Origin of the sequence: Devosia sp. Leaf420 (assembly GCF_001425445.1) — a bacterium.
Lineage (GTDB): Bacteria > Pseudomonadota > Alphaproteobacteria > Rhizobiales > Devosiaceae > Devosia.
The window spans coordinates 171523-188566 of sequence record NZ_LMQU01000013.1 but is presented as its reverse complement, the minus strand read 5'-3'; the positions used below and the strand labels follow the sequence as shown (position 1 = coordinate 188566).

General features: G+C 61.8%; 10 protein-coding genes. 1 reads left to right on the top strand and 9 read right to left on the bottom strand.

Going from position 1 to position 17044, the window contains the following annotated elements:
* Positions 1 to 63 precede the first annotated feature (63 nt).
* From ASG47_RS16770 to ASG47_RS16755, 4 genes are all read right to left on the bottom strand, one after another.
* Positions 64 to 1233, bottom strand: a complete 1170-nt coding sequence (locus tag ASG47_RS16770; RefSeq protein ID WP_061911140.1) for a class I SAM-dependent methyltransferase — start codon at positions 1231 to 1233, stop codon at positions 64 to 66.
* Positions 1230 to 2831 carry a peptide chain release factor 3 gene (locus tag ASG47_RS16765; RefSeq protein WP_061911137.1) on the bottom strand — a complete coding sequence of 534 codons (1602 nt, stop codon included), beginning with the start codon at positions 2829 to 2831 and terminating at the stop codon, positions 1230 to 1232. Before ASG47_RS16765 ends, ASG47_RS16770 begins: the two co-directional genes overlap by 4 nt.
* Positions 2832 to 2915: 84 nt before the next feature.
* Complete coding sequence (locus tag ASG47_RS16760) at positions 2916 to 3275, bottom strand: hypothetical protein (RefSeq protein WP_061911135.1); 360 nt, start codon at positions 3273 to 3275, stop codon at positions 2916 to 2918.
* A 43-nt stretch (positions 3276 to 3318) separates the two neighbouring features.
* The gene (locus ASG47_RS16755; RefSeq protein ID WP_061911133.1) at positions 3319 to 3714 is read right to left on the bottom strand and encodes an Hpt domain-containing protein; all 396 of its coding nucleotides are present in this window, start codon (positions 3712 to 3714) and stop codon (positions 3319 to 3321) included.
* Between the two features lie 453 nt (positions 3715 to 4167).
* On the opposite strand from ASG47_RS16755, the gene ASG47_RS16750 reads away from it, so the two are divergent.
* Positions 4168 to 10095, top strand: coding sequence for a hypothetical protein (locus tag ASG47_RS16750; protein ID WP_061911131.1), 5928 nt, complete (start codon positions 4168 to 4170; stop codon positions 10093 to 10095).
* A 316-nt stretch (positions 10096 to 10411) separates the two neighbouring features.
* On the opposite strand, the gene ASG47_RS16745 is transcribed toward ASG47_RS16750, so the two are convergent.
* From ASG47_RS16745 to acs, 5 genes are all read right to left on the bottom strand, one after another.
* Positions 10412 to 11608, bottom strand: a complete 1197-nt coding sequence (locus ASG47_RS16745) for an MFS transporter (RefSeq protein WP_061911129.1) — start codon at positions 11606 to 11608, stop codon at positions 10412 to 10414.
* A gap of 136 nt (positions 11609 to 11744) precedes the next feature.
* Positions 11745 to 12806 carry a glycosyltransferase family 4 protein gene (locus ASG47_RS16740; RefSeq protein ID WP_061911127.1) on the bottom strand — a complete coding sequence of 354 codons (1062 nt, stop codon included), beginning with the start codon at positions 12804 to 12806 and terminating at the stop codon, positions 11745 to 11747.
* Between the two features lie 89 nt (positions 12807 to 12895).
* Positions 12896 to 13696 carry a UDP-2,3-diacylglucosamine diphosphatase gene (locus ASG47_RS16735; protein ID WP_061911125.1) on the bottom strand — a complete coding sequence of 267 codons (801 nt, stop codon included), beginning with the start codon at positions 13694 to 13696 and terminating at the stop codon, positions 12896 to 12898.
* 85 nt (positions 13697 to 13781) lie between these two features.
* Positions 13782 to 14864: a glycoside hydrolase family 3 N-terminal domain-containing protein gene (locus ASG47_RS16730; protein WP_061911123.1), complete on the bottom strand. Its 1083-nt coding sequence runs from the start codon at positions 14862 to 14864 to the stop codon at positions 13782 to 13784.
* 227 nt (positions 14865 to 15091) lie between these two features.
* Positions 15092 to 17035, bottom strand: a complete 1944-nt coding sequence (gene acs, locus ASG47_RS16725; RefSeq protein WP_061911121.1) for an acetate--CoA ligase — start codon at positions 17033 to 17035, stop codon at positions 15092 to 15094.
* Between the last annotated feature and the right edge of the window lie 9 nt (positions 17036 to 17044).

Here is a 17044-nt window from a genome sequence, read left to right as displayed (position 1 = left end):
GAAGGTGGCGCGCAGCGCCGGATGAGGGGGATGTCCAGGCAGCTCCAGATATTTCGGCAGCCCCTAAAGCCCCAGCAACCCCTCAAGATAATGCCGCTCGATCCCGAACATGGCTTTCACCTCAGCCACCTTCTTCAGCGCCGCCTCGCGCGAGCCAGCCTTGCCCTTTTGCGCCACGATCAGATTATTCTTGGGCGTATGCGCATCCGAGACAAACTCGAACACCTTGGTCCGATAGCCCGAGGCTTCGAGCAACAGCGCCCGCAGACCATCGGTCACCATCTCCGCCTGCTTTTCCATGAAGGTGCCGTGGCGAAGCAGGAACTCCAGCCGATTGTCCGAAGCGCCAGCCTCCATCTGCCGCCGCACCTGCTTGTGGCAGCACGGCGCCACGGCAATCAGCTCGGCACCGGCCGAAATCCCCTTGAAGATCGCATCATCGGTCGCCGTGTCGCAGGCGTGAAGCGCAATCACCGCATCGGCGCCGCTCGCGTCATAGTCGAGGATCGACCCCGGCACGAACCGCAGCGCCTCGAACCCACTCTGCGCTGCCAGCTTATTGCCGTCATCCACGAGCTTGGGCCGCATCTCGACGCCGATCACCTCGGCCGGCACACCCTTACCCTGCAGATAATCGAACAGCGCAAAATCGAGATAGCCCTTGCCCGCGCCCATATCGACAATGCGCGGCGTCTTGGCCGAAAGCTCGTGAATCAAAGGCGCAAAAATTTCGACCATCTTGTTGATTTGTCGAAACTTATCCTGCGACGCCGCCAGGACCTTGCCGTCCGCACCGGCAATGCCCAGCGCCTGCATCCACGGCTTTGCACCCGCCTCAAGCGGCCGGTTCTTTACCCGATCGTGCCCGCCGGTCGCCACTTCGCGCCCCGAGACTTCGGTCCTTTTCAGCCGAAACTTGTCGCCCTGCCGCTCGATCTGCAGGTCGAAATCCCTCGTCTCCAGCCGTCCGCTGCGAAACGACGTCGACAAGCCATCACGGACAAAACTCAGGGCTTCGTCGATGATCAGGTTCTTGGTGATGTCCCGGGTCTTGTAGCTCCAGACGAGGCTCATCCGCTCGCCGGCCTTAAGCGCCACCTTTCGGCCCTCGACGCTCTTCAAGTCCGCCTCGGCGCCATGATAGCCGCCAAGCCTAAGCTTGATGATCGACCCATCGATAAAGCCGGTCTGCAGCGCGAGGACAAATTCCTCTATGCGATCGGGGGCGCTCAATGCCGTTCCTTGGTGGTCAGGAACTTGATCTTGGGCCAATCCTGCTTGGCCCGGTCCGCCCACCACGCGTTTTGCGCCAAAAACACCGGCGCATTGGCCCGGTCCTCGGCCATATTGGTCTTCTGCGCCTGAATGAAGCGCTTCAACTCGTCCGCATCATCGCTATCGACCCAGCGCGCCACCTCAAAGCCCATCGGCTCAAAGGTAATCGGCACGCCATATTCCTTATTCACCCGGCTCGCCAAAACTTCGAGCTGCAACTGCCCGACAACGCCGACAATCCAGTCCGCACCCACCATGCGGCGAAACACCTGCGTTACGCCTTCTTCCGCGAGATCGGATAGCGCCTTCGACATCTGCTTGGTCTTCATCGCGTCGACGAGACGCACACGGCGAATGATCTCCGGCGCAAAGTTCGGAATGCCGGTCACATTGATCGTCGCGCCTTCGGTCAACGTATCGCCCACCGACAGCGTCCCGTGATTGGGAATGCCAACAATATCGCCCGCCACGGCTTCTTCCGCCAGCTCTCGATTATTGCCGAAGAAGAACATCGGATTGGCGACCGCCATATCCTTGCCCGAACGCACATTCTTCAAGCGCATGCCGCGCGTAAAGGTGCCGGAGCAGAGGCGCACAAAGGCGATACGGTCGCGATGGTTCGCGTCCATATTCGCCTGCACTTTGAACACGAAGCCCGAGACCTTCTTTTCATCGGGCGCAATCGGGTTTGGCAGCGCAGGCTGCGGCCGCGGCTCCGGGCCCCAATCGCCCAGCGTGCGCAGCAGTTCAGCGACGCCAATGCCCTTGAGCGCCGAGCCAAACAGCACCGGGCTCATATGCCCCGCATGGAAGGTCGGCAGATCGAATTCGGGCAACATGGCCCGCGCCAGTTCTAGCGTCTCGAGCGCCACCATGAACACAGGATCATCGACGAGGCTTTCGACCTCCAGCAGATCGTCGATCACCTCGAAATCGGCCAGCGTCTTGCCCTGCGGCGTCACCACGCGCTTTTCCAGGAGGTCGATATAACCCCGGAAATCCACCCCCTGCCCGATCGGCCACAGCACCGGCGTCAGGTCGAGCGCCAGCTTGCTCTGGATTTCGTCGATCAGATCGAGCGGCGCCAGGCCCTCGCGGTCCACCTTGTTGATGAAGGTGATGATCGGAATGTCGCGCAGGCGGCACACCTCGAACAGTTTCAACGTCTGGCTTTCGATGCCCTTGGCCGCGTCGATCACCATGATGGCCGCGTCCACGGCCGTCAGCGTGCGATAGGTATCCTCGGAAAAGTCGGAGTGGCCCGGCGTGTCGAGCAGGTTCATGGTGAGCCCGTCGAATTCGAACGTCATAACCGATGACGAAATCGAAATGCCGCGCTGCTGCTCCATTTCCATCCAGTCCGACCGCGTCGAACGCGCGCCGGACTTTCCGCGCACCGCACCCGCCTGCTGAATGGCGCCAGCCGCCGCCAGCAACCGTTCGGTCAGCGTGGTTTTACCGGCGTCGGGGTGCGAAATGATCGCAAAGGTCCGACGGGTACGAAAAGGTTCAAGATTGACCCGAGGAGAAACCTCGGCGGCACTGGCAAGGGACATGGGCTTTTTGACAAATGCGGCCGCAGCATCCCGCGCGGCACGTTTAAGATATTGGGCGCTGTATATGGCGTGACAAGGACATGGTCAAACCGCGCGATCAGCGCTTGAAGTGAGTTCCTCGCAAGCTTCTGCATCGAAAAGGAACTGGCCTTCGCCGTCGAGTCGATCCGGCAGATGCTCACGCCACCATACCGCTGCCTCGAGTTGGTGCTCGGCCAGCAAGTCGACAGCGAGCTTGGCGTTGACGAGATACCCCGTCATCTCAAAACTCTTGCCGGTCAAATTGGCCCACACTTGGGCAAGCCAGTTTCGCGGCCGGGTGAGCACGCCATAGGCCGCCATCCGCTGCTTTTCGCCAATGACGGGAAAGGTAAGGCCAATCCAGGCCTCACGCACCCATTGCGGCGCTTCGCCCAAAGGCGTTCTGACAATAGTGATCTTCATTCGATGATGCTCTCATCGAAAAGGCTAGAGAAGCAATACCGCCTCAGGCCGCGTCCTGCCCGACCATGCGCGCGATAAAATCCCGAACGTCGCCGACGACAATCCCGAGATCGTCGATCTTTTCCTGCGATAGCGGCCGGCCGCTGCGCATTTCGTGTTCCATGGCCTTGGCCTGCTCGGCGATGGACCAGGCGCCGACGCCACCGGCCGCGCCCTTGATCGAGTGCAGCACAAGGCTGAGATCGTCAAAGCACGTCGCAAGCTTGAGGCGACCATAGTAATCGGTGATCGTCGTATCAAAGAGACGGAGAACCTCGCGCTCCAGCGCCTCATCGCCGAGGCATTGCTTGGCGAGGTGGACCAGATCCACTGGCCGGGCAGCGCGCGTGCGAATTTCGGTGAACGGCTCTGCCTCAACTGCAGTGCTCAAGGGGGCCATAAAATGCTCCATCATGGCTCGGCCAAAACTCGTAGCCGGGCGATACTCGAACCTTCAGCTTAGAATGGGTGGATGAACAGCCTCTTAAGCCCCAACTTCGCCTTGATTTGAGGGCCAGAGCAATACGGGCAAAAGTTGACGGGATTCTCGGGGCCGAAAGAGCTAAAACGCTGGAAATCGAGTTGTTTTGAGTGTTCTGAGCAAAACCGAACATCTAAATGCCTCTCGTTTCAACGTTAAAATTAACCTTTCGTTCGGAAATCCTTCGGTTTGCATCAAATTGAATGTAATAGTGAACGTTGAGCCAGCGCGCGGCGGCGAGGGGTCGGAACCGTCGAGGCATTTGCATCGAATTGTTCCTATTTGACCACGGGCACCGAAAGGTGTTCGGGGCTAGATATACTCCTAATGCCCGCTATGCGCTGCAGTGCCGACGCGAGAGTTGTAAAGAGTATGGCCAATAATCAGAACACCCCGAACGATCCGGCTGCGTTGGCCTTTTCGGCCGTAGAAGACGCGCTCAAGGAATCGGTGTTCAGCCTCGATCCAGCCAATCGGCCACGGACCGAAAAGAAGCCGGAGCAGCCACGATCCGAGCGTCTTCGCGCCGCCGACAAGATCGCGCAGCAGGCCGGTTCGGTCGCCAATGACGATCGCGCCTCTGCGGCCCGCCTCCTTTATGGCCTCCAGAATCGCTCGTCGGCGACGCCGACTTGGCTCGCGACTGTTCTGTCCGTTCTCTGGGTCGCAGTGGCAGGCACTGCCGCCGTCTTCCGCTACGGTCCGGAAATGGCCAATTTCGGCCAGTTCGCAGGCTCCATCGAATTCATCGCCATTGTCGCGATCATTCTTCTGCCCGTTCTCGGCTTCTTTGCGGTCGCCACGCTCATTCGCCGCGCGCAGGATTTGCGCAATGCCGCTTCCTCGATCACCCAGGCCGCTATTCGCCTTGCCGAGCCAGAAGTGACCGCAGCCGATAAGGTCGCTTCTGTCGGCCAGGCCGTGCGCCGCGAGGTCAATGCCCTGGGCGATGGGCTCGAACGCGCCCTTTCACGCGCCAGCGAACTCGAAGTGATGATCCACAACGAGGTCACTGCGCTCGAACGGACCTATTCCGATAATGAATCGCGCATGCGCGCGCTGATCGCCGAATTGGCCAACCAGCGCGAAAGCGTGCTCTCCAACACCGAACGCGTGCGCGAGGCGATCACCGAAAGCCATACCGGTCTCGTCTTCGATCTCGATATGATCAGCCAGCGCATTGCTGGAACCATCAACGAGAGCGGCGGTACCCTGGCTCGCGCCCTCGAAAGCGGCGGCGATGTTCTCAACGGCGCTTTCTCCGAACGTGCAGAAAATTTCACACGCCTGATGGACAATCGGACCACCGATTTCCTCGCCTCGCTCGAACAATCCGCTGGTCGCGTCTCCGGCGTTGTCGAAGACAGCGCGTCGCGCGTCGATTCGAGCTTTGAAAGCCGCACCCGCGATTTCCAGGCCAATATCGAGCGCCACATCCAGAGCCTTACCGAAGCGCTCGACGCCCGTGCCGGCACCATCGGGTCCTCGCTCGATTCCCAGACCTTGATGCTGACCACGGCCATTCAGGACAAGACCGATGCCTTGGCCAATCTTCTTGCCGTCAACTCGACCAAGCTGATCGACCAGTGGGGCGAGCGCGGCGATCTGGTCAACCGCGCGCTTGAACAGCTCGGTAGCCGTGTCGGCGAAGATGTCTCCGAACGCGCCCGCGAAGCCGAAGCCATGCTCGGCGCCCTTACCCGCCAGCTCGACGAGTCGGTGTCGATCCAGCTCAATTCGCTCGAAAGCCGTCTGCAGTCCGCGCTCATCGAAATCAATGGCGCTCTTGATGACACGGCCGAACGCGCGCGCATTACCGTATCGTCGGCCGGCCAGGATTCGCTCGGCCAGTTCGACGCCCGCCTCAGTGACATCACCGGTCAGCTCGACCAGCGCCTCTCCGCGCTCGACAATGTCATCGGCGACAAGGGCGATCAGCTCCTCAACCGCCTCGATCAGCACGGCTCTAGCTTTGCTACGCGCGCCAATGTCCTCGAAATGGCGCTCAACGAAGAATCGGGCCGCTTCAACGAAGTCGTCACCGAACGCACACGTGAGATGAACGAAGTGATCGGCGCCAAGACCGCCGCCATCACAGAAGGCCTCGCGACCCGCACCCGCGAAATCTCCGAGCGTCTCGACACCTATGCCGAGACCCTCACCGAGACCCTCGATACGCGCACCGGCCGCATCGATGAAGTTCTCTCCTCGCGGTCTCAGAACCTCACCGAAGCCCTCGACACCCGTGCTGGCCGCATCGACGCGGTCCTCTCCTCACGCTCGCAGACCCTGACTGAAGCCATCGACACGCGCGCCGGCCGCATCGACGAAGTGCTTTCTTCGCGCTCGCAGACCCTGACCGAGGCTCTCGACACCCGCGCCGGCCGTCTCGACGAGGTCCTCTCCTCGCGCGCTCAGACGCTGACGAGCCGTCTCGACACCTATGCCGATACCCTCAATACCGGCCTCGATAGTCGCGCCAACCGCATCGACGAAGTGCTATCGACCCATAGCCAGAACCTCGGCAATAGCCTCGACGCCTATGTCGATACCCTCAACACGGGCCTCGATAGCCGCGCCGAACGCATCGATTCCGTGCTCTCGAACCACGGCCAGGATCTCGGCAACAAGCTCGATGCCTATGCCGATACGCTCAATGTCAGCCTCGACAGCCGCACTGCCCGCATGGACGACGTGCTGAATGCACGTTCGCATGAGCTGTCCAATCGCCTTGATTCCTACGCGCAGACCCTCGACCTCAGCCTCGAAAGCCGCGCCGCCGAACTCAACGACCAGTTGCAGTCGCGCATCGGCGAAATCGGCCAGGCGGTCACCGCAGGCGCTGAATCGCTCGAACAGACCCTTGCTGGTCGCGGAACCGAACTCAGCGAAGCGATCCGCACCCGCTCTCAGGAACTGGGTCAGACGCTCACAATCAGCACCCAGGCCTTCGATCAGGCCGTTGCCGGCCGCACGCAGCGCCTCGCCGATACGCTCTCGGAGCGCACCAATACGCTCTCGCTCGAAATCGAAAGCCGCACCAATGCGCTGAGCGGCCAGCTCGAAGAGCGCACTCAGACGCTGGCCTCGACCCTCGACGCCAGCCAGGGCGTTCTCGCCTCGACGCTCGATGAGCGCCAGGCCTCGCTCACCACCACGCTTGAAGAAAAGCAGGCACAGTTCACCTCGGCTATCGAGGAACGTGCCGGCCGGTTCGTCGGCGATCTCGATGCGCGCACCGCCACCATGGCAGGCGCTCTCGATACCCGCACCAACGAGCTCAACGCCTCCTTTGATCGCCGCACGACAGAGCTCACCGCCGCGCTCGATGCACGGACGCTCGAACTCGCGCAGGCCGTCGGCACCCGTACCACGCAGCTTGCCAGCACCCTCACCGCCCGTACCGAGGCGCTGTCCGATACGCTGTCGAGCCACACGACCTCGATGGGCGAAACCATCGGCATGCACACGGCCGAGCTCGCCCAGACGCTCGACCAGCACAGTGCGGCTGCTCGCGAATCCATCGACCAATCGCTCCGCACAGTCACCGAAACCATGTCGACCCGCATGGACGACATGTCCTCGACGGTTGCCGGCAAGGTTGCCGAAATCGGCACGGCGATGACACAGAACCTGTCCTCGGCGCTCGCCCGCGTGGACGAAGCCCAGGCCGGCGTCACGTCGCGTATCGATGCCGCCAGCGTCAGTTTCGACGAAAACGTCCGCAAGGCCACACAGATCGTGGAAGCTGGCGTCGATGCCGCACGCCAGTCAATGGTCGACCTGGTTGATTCGCGCCTTGGCACCCTGCCCGAGGCCATCACTGCCCGCGCCGACATCACGGCCGAGCGCCTCGCAGCGCTCAATGCGTCGATCAATACCTCGATCACCCAGTCCATGGCCGATCTCGAAGCCGGCGCTGATCGCATCGAAGAAACCATCTCGACGCGCATCACCGCAGCCACCGAAAATATCTCGGCCGACGTTGCCGCCACGGCCACCCGCATGGATTCGGCTGTTCGCAACGCACTCGACCAGATCCGTCTGGCTGCTGGCTCCATCGACGACATCGTCTCGGTCCGCGCCGTCCAGACCGTCGAATCGCTCGAAAATCGCCTCAGCGAAATCAACAATTCGGTCGAGACCCACACCAGCCAGTTTGCTTCCCTGGTCGATGAAAAGTCGGGCGAACTGCAGATGGCGCTCCGCAGCCACGGCAACCTCCTCCGCGAGGCCCTCACCGGCACTGCACGCGACGCCGAAGAGATCATGGCCGTCTCATCGAGCCGCATCCTCACCGATGTCACCTCGGCCCTCAGCAAGCTCAACGACTCCAATCTCTTGCTGCAGCGCGTGCTCGACGCATCGACCACCAATCTCGCAACGCTCGAAACCAGCATTGCTCAGCAGACCGCCAGCTATGCCGGCACCATGCGCGACGCGATTGGCCAGACCGAGGAAGCCGGCGTCATGGTTACCCGCCATGTCGGCGCGCTCCAGAGCACCATCCAGTCCATGGTCGACGAGTTCGCCGGCATTCTTGGCAAGCTCGATATGGAAGTCGTTTCCATGTCCCAAGCGTCGCGTGCCCTGGAAGCCACCAGCTCCACGGCCCTCGATTCGCTCGAAGACCGCCGCGGCGCCATGGATGCCCTCGCGCACAGCTTCACGACCCGCGCCGACGATATCGACAACCGTATGCGCCTCTTCGCGCAGTCGATCGCCGATACCGTCAACGATACCGAACGCCGCATGATCTCGGCACGCCGCGCCATGGACGAGGCCCTAGCCGCGACCAGCAGCACCGTCACCGAAGCTCTCACCTCGGCCACATCGACCGTCAGCGACGCGCTCTATTCCACCAATGAGCACTTCACTGCGACGCTCGAAGAACGCAGCGCCCAGGTCGACAACGCCGTCCAGCGCGCTGCCGAAGCTGCCGCTGCCGCCCTCACGCACACCTCTTCTTCGGTGCGTGCCGCGCTTGCAGCCCAGGCCGATCATGTCAATTCGAGCCTCGAAGAAAACTCCAACCGCGTCAGCGATCTTCTCGCTTCGACGGCTGGCAGCGTTACCGATGTTCTGAACTCGACGACGAGCTCGCTGAGCGAAACCATCGCGGAATCGACCAGCTCCGTCCGCAATGCCATCACCAGCAATACCGGACAGCTGCGTCAGGCCATCGATCAGTCGACTGGCGTCTTCCGCCAGACACTCGACGAAACCGCCGAAGAGGTCACTGGCCGCCTTGGCGATTTCCGCGAGACCGCAGATGGCGAAAGCCGCCGCACCAATGCCGCCCTGCAGGAAGCTCAGCGCCGTCTGGTCGCCGAAATGCAACAGGCCATTGAAGACGCGACCCAGCGCTTCGGCGAGACAGCTCGCGCCATGCGCGAAACGGCTCGTGAAGTCGGTCACGAACTCGAAGCCACCCGCGCCGAACTCGCCCGCGGCGTCAACGAGCTGCCCGAGGAAACCCGCGCCAGCGCGGCCGCCATGCGTCGCGTCGTTGCCGAGCAGATCGAAGCCCTCAGCGAACTCAACGCCATCGTTCGCGGCCAGCCGGCAACCCACGATCTCACCGATCGTCGCGGCAGCCAGCCCCGCGTCTCGGCCCGCCAGCCCGAGCCGGCGCCTTACCAGCCGCCGCGCCAGCCCGAGCCGGCCCCGGAAACCTACCGTCCGGAACCGGCCGCACAGACCCTGGTCGATCCAATCCGCACCCGCCCGGTTGAAGCACCGCGCCCAACTGTCCGTCAGCCGGTGCAGGCCCAGCAGCCCGTCCAGGCCGCGCCTGTCGCTCAGCAACCAGTCGCGCCACAGCGCACCGTAACGCCAACCCCGGCCCCCGCGCCACGCCAGCAGCCTGAGACGGCTCCGGCAGCTGGTGCCGAAGGTGGCGGCTGGCTCCGCGACGTCCTGCGCAACGCTTCGGCCAGCCAGGCCGGCCAGCAGCCTGCCCAGGGCCTCTCGACGCTGACCGAGGAAATCGCCAACGCTATCGACGACAATGCACTCGCAGATGCCTGGGGCCGTTACCAGAATGGCGAATCCAATGTCTTCTCGAGGCGGATCTACACGCTGACCGGCCAAGGCACCTATGACGAAGTCCGCAAGCGCCTGCAGCGCGATCCGGAATTCGCCCGCACCGCCCAGGCCTATATGGGTGACTTCGAGCAGCTCCTGAAGCGCGCCGCCGCCGGGCCCCGCGCTGCGGCCGAGACCCGCGAATACCTGCTCTCGGATCGCGGCAAGGTCTACACAACCCTCGCCCACGCCAGCGGCCGCCTCAGCGCCTGAAGCCTGCGATGACAAACAAAAAGCCCCGGACCATCCGGGGCTTTTTTATTGGTTGTTAGTCCGAAGGCCTAAAGACGTCCAACAGGTCTGCAGCCCGCGGCACGTCACTCTGCACTGGTAAAACCATCAACCGCGAAGCAGTGAGACGCGCATATGCCTCTCGAAACACCGCTCTTCCCTCGGGCTCGACCCGAGGGCCAATGCGGGAGCCACAGACAATTCTGCGCAGACTGGAGACCCTCGGGTCAAGCCCGAGGGAAGACAGAGAATGTGATGAGCGCGTCTAGAGAAGCGGGCTACGGGCTAGCGGCGGCCCCTACCGCACCGCATCCTTCGGCGGCCGCAGCTTTAGCGACAGCAACACGCACCCAATCGCGATCGAGCATGTCACCGTCGACGAATAAAACGCGGCGGACCCAAAAAACTCCACCAGCCAGCCAAAGCAAATCAGCATGACCATGGCCGCGCCTTGGTTCAGCATATTGGCAAAGCCCTGTGCTTCGGCAGCGTTGCTCTCATGCGTCCAGTTGGCGATGAAGTGCACGACACCGAAATAACCCATGCCGAAGCTGAAGGCGTGGAGCAATTGCACGGCGAACAACACTTCCACAGGCGGCGAAAACGCCAGGACAGTGAAGCGCAAGAGCCCGGCGATGGCAGCTGCCAGGATCATATTGCGCGCCGTTACCCGTCCGCCAAACCGGCGCCACGCAAACATCAGCACCGCTTCCCCGATCGCTGCACTCCCGAGCAGCGGTCCGAGGAAATAGTCAGGGATTCCCTGCTGGTGCCAGAGCAGCGCGCCAAAGCTGCCGATCACCGCATTGCTCGAGTTGACCAGCGCAAAAGCAATCAGCGGCAGCACAAACCAGAGCTTGAGCGAATCTTTGAGCCGCGCCGTCTGCGGCAACGCCTGCGTCACGCCAGCCACTGTCGGTTCGGCCGTTGGTGCCCTGAACCGCGGCAGCAGAAAGCCGAGCGCGGCTCGGAGCACTGTCATCAGAATATAGAGCGTGATGAACGCACTTGGCCCCAGAAGCGTCAGCAGGATGCCAATGCCCGACGCCCCAAGCACATAACCGACCGTCGCCCAGGCTCGCACCGCCCCGAAGTCCGTACCGTTCCGCTGAGTCATGCGCACCGTTGCGGCATCGATGATCGGTGCGACGAGGCCGTTCGACATGCCGGTCAGCGCCCAGATCAGCAGAATTCCCCAGAATTCAGTGGTGAAATAAAGCGCGAACGGCACGATCGTCGCGACCAGCGAAATCGCGATGATCGCCGTGCGCCAGTCATCGGCCCTGTCGGCGATACGCCCGATGACCATGTTGAGGACCAGCAGCCCCAGCATCGGCAGGGCATTGATCAGCCCGATCTGGTCGGCGGGAATCCCGTGCTGGCTCAGCCAGATGCCAAGATAAACCGAAGCGACCGCACCCGGCAGGTAGACGGTGAATTGATAAAGGGATGCGCGCGCCTCGGGCGTATCGAGGCGGGATAATGCGGGGGGCATGGAAAAAACTCCGGACGCAAATCATGCGTCCGATCCCCTTGGTGCATCGCAGCGAACGACAATGCAAGACCGAATATGCCGGAAAAATAACGTTGCAGCCGCGATGTGACAAAGGTGTAACGTAAGTTACGCCTGCTTAAACTGCCGCCGCCATTTCCGCCACACGGCTCGTCGCCGGCACTAAGCCGTCCAGAAACTGCCGCGCGCTAGCGGCCCAGGTGAAATTCTCCGCGTGCGCGCTAGCATCCGACATTGTCAGCATGAGCGCACGCCGAACCGCCACAGCAAGATCCTGATGCACGACGCCCGCTCGGCCGTCGGTCAGAATGTCCTTCGGCCCGGTCACCGGATAAGCTGCCACCGGTGTCCCGCAGGCGAGAGCCTCGGTAATGACATTGCCAAACGTGTCCGTCCGGCTCGGGAAAACCAGCACATCCGCGCCGCGATAGGCATCGACCAAGTCCTCGCCGTGTCGATAGCCGCAAAACACCGCCTCAGGGTAAAGCTTTTCGAGCCTCGTCCGATCGGGCCCATCACCTACGACGATCTTGGTCCCCGGCACATCAAGGCTGAGGAAAGCCTCGATATTCTTCTCCGCCGCCACGCGCCCAACATGCAGCAGTTTTGGCCCCTGCAAATGCGCAAAGACGTCCGACCGTCCCGGTTTGAACCGCTCCATATCGACCCCCCGGCCCCAAAGCCGCAGATGCGAAAATCCGCGGTTCAAGAGATCATCCCGCAGCGATGGCGTCGGCACCAGCGTATTGGCGGCCGGATCGTGGAACCAGCGTAGATAGCCATAGCCCCAGTCCTGCGGCACAGGCAGCCGCGCCGAGAGATATTCGGGAAAGCGCGTGTGAAAGCTCGTCGAGAACGCCTTGCCGCGCTCTAGACAATAACGTCGCGCCAACAGCCCCAGCGGGCCTTCCGTCGCAATATGAATGTGATGCGCGCGGGCATGCGCCAGCCGATGAAACACGGCCCGGCGGGAGGCCAGCGACAGCCGGATTTCCGGATAGGTCGGCACCGGGACGGTCCAGAATTCTTCCGGCGTCAGATAGTCGACGCTGTGGCCCCATTCGCGCAGCACCTTGCCGGTGCTTTCGAGCGTCCGAACCACGCCATTGATCTGGGGACGCCAGGCGTCGGTGACGATGACGATCCGGCGGGAGGAGGCAGGCGAAACGGTCTTGGCCATGGCGGCACCGCGGGGCTGATGTAACCGTCTTCAGCCTGCTCTGCCTGGATTGCGCTGCGATGACCCTATTGCGACGGGCGCGCGACAGCCTATTCGCCTAGAGACTTTCGCACTTTTGCACGCCGCGGCTCGCCGACGATCATTTCGGTCCATTTGATCATCTCGAACTGCCCATCGTGATTCTCCACCACAGCCGTGCAGCTTTCCACCCAGTCGCCGGTATTGATATAATGGATGCCAAGCCGATCATGCATATCGGCAAAGTGGATGTGGCCGCAGATCACGCCATGGACACCCGATTCCTTGGCCTCATGAACCAGCGCTTCCTCGAAACGCCCGATGACGGAAACAGCGTTTTTCACCTTCTGCTTCGCCCAGGCGCTCAGCGACCAATATTGCAGCCCAAGCCGGCGCCGCACCCAGTTGATCAGAATATTGACCCGTAGCGCGAAGTTGTAGGCCCAGTCGCCGACATGGGCGAGCCACTTGGCATTCATCACGACCACATCGAACTGATCGCCATGGATGACGAGATAGGTCCGTCCCGTCGCGGAGGTGTGCACGGTGCGATCGACGAGCTCGATCTCGCCGAAATAGGTCCCGAGGTATTCGCGCAAAAACTCGTCGTGATTGCCCGGCAGATAGACGACGCGCGTCCCCGTCGTGGCCTTATCGAGCAGAATCTGCGTCAGTACATTGTAGTCTTCGGGCCAGTGCCAGGCCTTGGCCAGCCGCCAGCCATCTAAAATATCACCGACCAAATAAATGGTCTCGGCATCGTGGAGGCGCAGGAATTCGATCAACTGCCGAACGCGCGTCGGCTTCATGCCCAAGTGCACGTCGGACAGGAACAACGCCCGGACGTGCCGGACCTCGCGATCATCCGTCATTGCTCTTTGGCCTCCAATCAGGCGCTCACCTTAGCGTTGCGGGCCTTCGGAGGAAACGGGCTTCATGAGAAAGAGGTGGAAAGGCTTAACCTAAGCGCCGCTTGAGCGCGACGATGCGCTCATAGCTCTCCTCGATCCGCGCCTTGAACACAGGATCGGCCTCGGCGTGCTCGACGAGAATGTCGAGAATTTCCTTGCCCAAGGTCGGCCGCTGATAGCCGGTATTGGAAAAGAGCAGGATATCCATGCCCGCCGATACGGCCTCGACCACGGTTTCTTCGAGTGTGAAATGATCGCGGATGGCGCCCATTTCGAGATCGTCGCTGATCACGACGCCCTTATAGCCAAGATCGGTGCGCAAAACCCCGTCGATCCAACGCTTTGAGAGCGATGACGGCGTCTGCTCAGCGCCCTCTGCATAGTCCGAATGGAACAGGTGCCCGACCATGACCATGTCCAGCACGCCCTCGCCGATCAACGCCTTATAGGGCTCGAGTTCGGTCTCCGACCAAGTCTTCGAAATATCCGTAAAACCCTCGTGGCTGTCAGTCGTCGAAGACCCATGCCCCGGGAAATGCTTCAGCGCCGTCGCCAGCCCCGCTGCATGATGCCCCTCGATGAAGGCCCGATCATAGGCGGTCACGATTTCCGGATCGGCGCTAAACGCCCGGCCAAACTTCGCAATGACAGGATTGTTCGGATTGACGTTGAGATCGGCAACCGGCCCGAAATTGACGGTGAAACCAAGCGCAGCAACGCTCTTGGCCATGGTCTCATAGATGCCCTCGGCCTGCTCCGGGGTGTTCTCGGCGGCAATCGTCGATGCCCGCGCGATCTCCTTGAAACCGACATCCTCCGTCAACCGCTCGACCGCGCCCCCTTCCTGATCGAGCGTGACAAACGGCGGCAGGTCCGGTGACGCCGCACGAAACTGCGCATTCATATCGCGGACTTGCCCGAGCGACTTCACGTTCTTCTTGAGATACATGACGCCGCCGAGCTGCCCGCTTTTCAGCTCCGCAGCAATCGCCTTGACGCTGGCATCGCTCGCACTATCGCCATCGAACCCGATCACGATCATCTGCCCCGCCATGTCCTCAAGCGTCGCGGCATGGATCGGCGCAGCCAAGGCAAGGCTGGTAAAGGCAGCAAGAAATAGCGGGCGCAAGCGACGGCTCCGGAGTGCGAATCTAGTGGCCGACACTGGCCATGGAAAGCGGGCGAGACGATGACTGTGGTTATGGACGGGTGTCACCCCCTCCCAGCCTCCCCCATCAAGGGGGAGGTGCAGGCTGGTGGATTTGACTGTATGGCGCCACAAACTCGATGTGACACCTCCCCCTAGATGGGGGAGGTTGGGAGGGGGTGACCGGCAATCACCACCCCCGTGACGAATTACCGATTTTGCCGATTGCTAATCAGATCATCCACGACAGCCGGATCAGCCAATGTCGACGTATCCCCCAAGGATCCGAAATCATTCTCGGCCACCTTGCGCAAAATCCGTCGCATGATCTTGCCCGAACGGGTCTTGGGCAAGCCTGGTGCCCACTGAATCAAGTCCGGCGTCGCGATCGGCCCGATTTCCTTGCGCACCCAGTTCCGCAGTTCGCTGCGCAGCTCGTCCGAACTCTGCTCGCCCGCCATCAGCGTCACATAACAGTAGATGCCCTGCCCCTTGATGTCGTGCGGATAGCCCACCACGGCCGCCTCGGACACCTTTGGGTGCGCCACGAGCGCACTTTCGACCTCGGCCGTCCCGAGCCGGTGCCCAGACACATTGAGCACGTCGTCGACACGCCCCGTGATCCAATAATAGCCATCGCTATCCCGCCGGCAGCCGTCACCGGTGAAATAATAGCCCTTATACTGGCTGAAATAGGTGTCGACGAACCGCTGATGATCGCCATAGACGCTGCGCATCTGCCCCGGCCAGCTATCGGCAATCGCCAGCACGCCCTCGGCCTTGGTCTGCTCCTGCACGACGCCCTCTGGCGAGAGCACCACCGGCTGCACCCCAAAGAATGGCTTGGTCGCCGAGCCCGGCTTGGTCGGGAAAGCGCCGGGGAATGGCGCGATCATGTGCCCGCCGGTCTCGGTCTGCCACCAGCAATCGACGATGCCGCAGCGCTCCTTGCCGACATGCTTATAATACCACATCCAGGCTTCCGGGTTGATCGGCTCGCCCACCGAGCCCAGCAATCGCAGGCTCGGCATGTCGTATTTGTCGGCAAAGTCATGCCCCGCGCCCATCAGCGCGCGGATCGCCGTTGGCGCCGTGTGGAACACGTTCACCTTGTGCTTTTCGACGACCTGCCAGAAGCGGCTGGCGTCGGGATAGCTCGGCACGCCTTCGAACATCAGCGTCGTCGCGCCGTTCGCCAGCGGCCCATAGACGATATAGGTGTGCCCGGTGATCCAGCCCACGTCAGCCGTGCACCAGAAAACCTCGCCATCGCGATAATCGAAGGTCAGCTGATGCGTCAGTGACCCATAAACGAGATAGCCGCCCGTCGTATGCAGTACGCCCTTGGGCTTGCCGGTCGAACCGGAGGTATAGAGGATGAACAGCGGATCTTCCGCATTCATCGGCTCGGGCGGGCAGTCGGCGCTCACCTTGGCCGCCTCGGCGTCATACCAGACGTCCCGGCCCGCCTCCATGGCGACGGCATTGCCGGTCACCTTGGTGACGATAACCCGCTCGACGCCGCCGACCTTGGCCAGCGCCGCGTCGACATTCTTCTTGAGCGCGATGGTCTTGCCGCCGCGGCGACCTTCGTCGGCCGTCAGAATGATCTTCGAGCCGCAATCCTCCACGCGTCCGGCAATGGAATCGGGCGAAAAGCCGCCAAAGATCACCGAATGCACCGCGCCGATGCGCGTGCAAGCCAGCATGGCGACAGCCGTATCGATGACCATCGGCATATAGATCGTGACGCGGTCGCCCTTCTTGACGCCATTGGCCTTCAGGACATTGGCATAGCGGCAGACGCGCTCATGCAGCTCCCGGTAGGTCGCCTTGCCATCCGTGCCCGGCGTATCGCCTTCCCAGATGATCGCCGTCTGGTCGCCGCGCTTTTCGAGGTGCCTGTCGAGGCAATTATACGAAACGTTAAGCACCCCGTCCTCGAACCATTTGATCGAGATATCGGGATAGGCAAAGCTCGTGTTCTTGATAGTCTTTGGGAAAGTCACCCAATCGAGGCGCTTTGCCTGCTCGGCCCAGAATCCATCGGGATCGTCGATCGAGCGCTGATATTGCGCTTCGTAATCGGCTTCCGTGGTCCTGGTATGCGCGAGTGCAGCCGCATTGGGCTGAAACAAGAGCTCTTCGCTCATTGTCGTCCT